The 2,268-nt window shown below is 70.5% G+C and carries 3 protein-coding genes; 1 reads left to right on the top strand and 2 read right to left on the bottom strand.

What is annotated here, in order from left to right; genetic code table 11:
- Positions 1–576: DMT family transporter (locus tag ACWELQ_RS44110; protein ID WP_452402916.1), on the top strand; the 576-nt coding region annotated here is incomplete at its 5' end.
- Between the two features lie 189 nt (positions 577–765).
- Here ACWELQ_RS44110 and ACWELQ_RS44105 read toward each other — a convergent pair.
- Both ACWELQ_RS44105 and ACWELQ_RS44100 read right to left on the bottom strand, forming a co-directional pair.
- On the bottom strand, positions 766–1,977 hold the full coding sequence (locus ACWELQ_RS44105) for a glycosyltransferase (protein WP_452402915.1): 1,212 nt from the start codon (positions 1,975–1,977) through the stop codon (positions 766–768).
- A 78-nt stretch (positions 1,978–2,055) separates the two neighbouring features.
- The coding region (locus ACWELQ_RS44100; RefSeq protein ID WP_452402914.1) for a hypothetical protein at positions 2,056–2,268 on the bottom strand (213 nt) is incomplete at its 5' end.

The raw sequence follows: 2,268 nt of genomic DNA, 5'->3' as shown, positions 1-2,268 counted from the left end.
GCGGCACTGTCGATCGCGCTGGCCTGCTTCCTGGTGGTGGGTGAGCCGACCGAAGGCGTGACGGACGCGCCGTGGCGGCACTGGCTGCTACCGCTGGGGCTGCTGATCGGCGTGATCGTGGCGGCCATCGCGGTGGCGACGACGGTGAAAGTGCCGACGCTGCAAGCGCTGTTGCTGGGTTCGGCGGCCGGGCTGCTGTTCGGCATCTCGGCGGCGCTGACCGAGAGCGTCACCCAGCAGTTCGGGCGCGGCATCACGAACGCGTTCACGGGGTGGGAGCTGTACGTGCTCGTCGCCTGCGGCATGCTCGGGTTGTACGTGCAACAGCTCGGCTATCAGGTGGGGCCGCTGTCGGCATCGCTGCCCGCGTTCACGGTCGCCGAACCGCTGGGGGCCGCGGTATTGGGGATGACGGTGCTCGACGAGCGCTTGCGCAGCGGGCCGGTCGGGACCGCTTTCGTCGGATTGTCGGTGGTGGTCATGTGCGTTGCGGCCGTGCGGCTTTCCCGCGCGCAGGCCGCGCCGGTGGCCGAACCGCAGGCGGTGGCCGACAGCTCGGCCACGCCCGCGCCGTAATCGGGCCTCCCCGCCATCAGGCCCTGACCCGCTCGAATTCAGACTGCCCCACTCGTCGCCGAGCCACGCCCGCCTCGTCCTCAGGCCCCGCCCGCATCGTCGCCGAGCCTCGCCCACGTCACCCTCAGGCCCGCCCGCATCATGGTCAGGACGCGTGCGCATCGCAGTCAGGTCGCGCCCGCATCGCCGTCAGAACGCGTGCGCGAGGATTCGCTCCGCGGCGCAGGTTGCGCCGTCGGCGCGGATGGCAGGGGCCAATTCGCGGGCGCGGGTGGCGGTTTGGGGTGTGAGGGCGTGGTCGAGTGCTGCGGCCAGTGTGGGGGTGGTGACTTCGCCTGGGGTGTGGGCGAATCCGATGCCCGAGGCCGTGACCCGGTCGGCCCAGTAGAACTGGTCGAAGCGCTGCGGGACCACCACGTGCGGCACTCCCGCGCGGGCTACGGCCGTGGTGGTGCCCGCGCCGCCGTGGTGCACGACGGCGGCGCAGCGCGGAAACAGGGCTTGGTGGTCGACGTCGCCGATGACCAGGCAGTCGGTGGCGTCGTCCTGTACGTCCAGACCCGACCAGCCACGCAGGATCACCGCCCGCCGTCCCAACGCGCGCGCGGCGTCGAGGGCGGCGCGGCCGGTGTCGGCGGCCATGTGCATGCTGCCGAAACCGAAGTACACGGGCGGATCTCCGGCAGACAGGAAGTCTTCGAGTTCGGGGGCGAGCGATCCTTGCTCGCGCAGCATCCACGCCCCGGGCTGCCAGACGTCGAGGCCGCTCCCCCGATCCGTGCCGGGTTCGGGCCAAGGGCCGAGGGTCGGGTCGGCGGCCAGCCACGGGTGGTCGGTGAAGATGTGGTCGCGGACCTCGGTGGCCGGGGTCAGGCCCAGGGCGGTGCGGCGGGCGTTGAGTGGCTCGGCCCACAGAGCGTTCCAGCGGTCGGCATCCTGTTTCCATTGGGTGAGGTTGTCGGCGGTGGTGTCGACGCCGGGACCCAGAGGTGGGGGCGGAAGTTGCTCGGAGGGAAGGGTATTCGCGGCGTAGGCCGCGTAGAGGTAGGGAATGTCACGCAGCTCGGCGATGGAGCGGGCGGCGATCTGCAAAGCTCCACAACCGACCAGCAATTCACAGTCGGCGGCCGCCGCGCCGACCGCGTCGAACTGGTCGGCCACCGTGCCCGCGATCATGTCGCGCCGCTGCTGCGGTGTCGGTACCGCCCCGCGCGCAGCCCCCGCCTTGGCCACCTCGGGCCCGACGGGCACGAACTCCAGCCCGAATCCGCCGATGAGGGCCCGGAAGTCGGGCGGCGCGCACAACCGCACCGCCGCCCCCAGCCTCGCCAACTCCAGCCCCAGCGCCAGCATCGGCTGCACCTCGCCCCGCGACCCGATCGTGGACAGCAGAACTCGCATCGAAACTCCTCCCAATCGCTCTCCGACCAGCAGTTATAGCGCAATGCAGGGGTCTTGCCACAAGCCCCGGCCCGCGCGTTATGGTGGAGTGGGAACGAGATCCGGCCACCGCCGGATCTTTTCTGTTTCCAGCCCCCTCCCCCACCCCCGAATCACCCGGTTTTCCAGGCGATTTGCATTTACCACCCACCCATAGGCTAATGTTCTGTCCCGCAAGCCGATCGGCCCACAAGGCCGGGTGAGCACGCGGATGTAGCGCAGCTGGTAGCGCATCACCTTGGCAAGGTGATG

Source organism: Nocardia sp. NPDC004722, assembly GCF_053601505.1.
This window is presented reverse-complemented; position numbering and strand designations above follow the sequence as displayed.

Coding starts and splice junctions, on each gene's coding strand:
- ACWELQ_RS44105 (WP_452402915.1), bottom strand. CDS start 1,977: ATGCGAGTTCTGCTGTCCACGATCGGGTCGCGGGGCGAGGTGCAGCCG.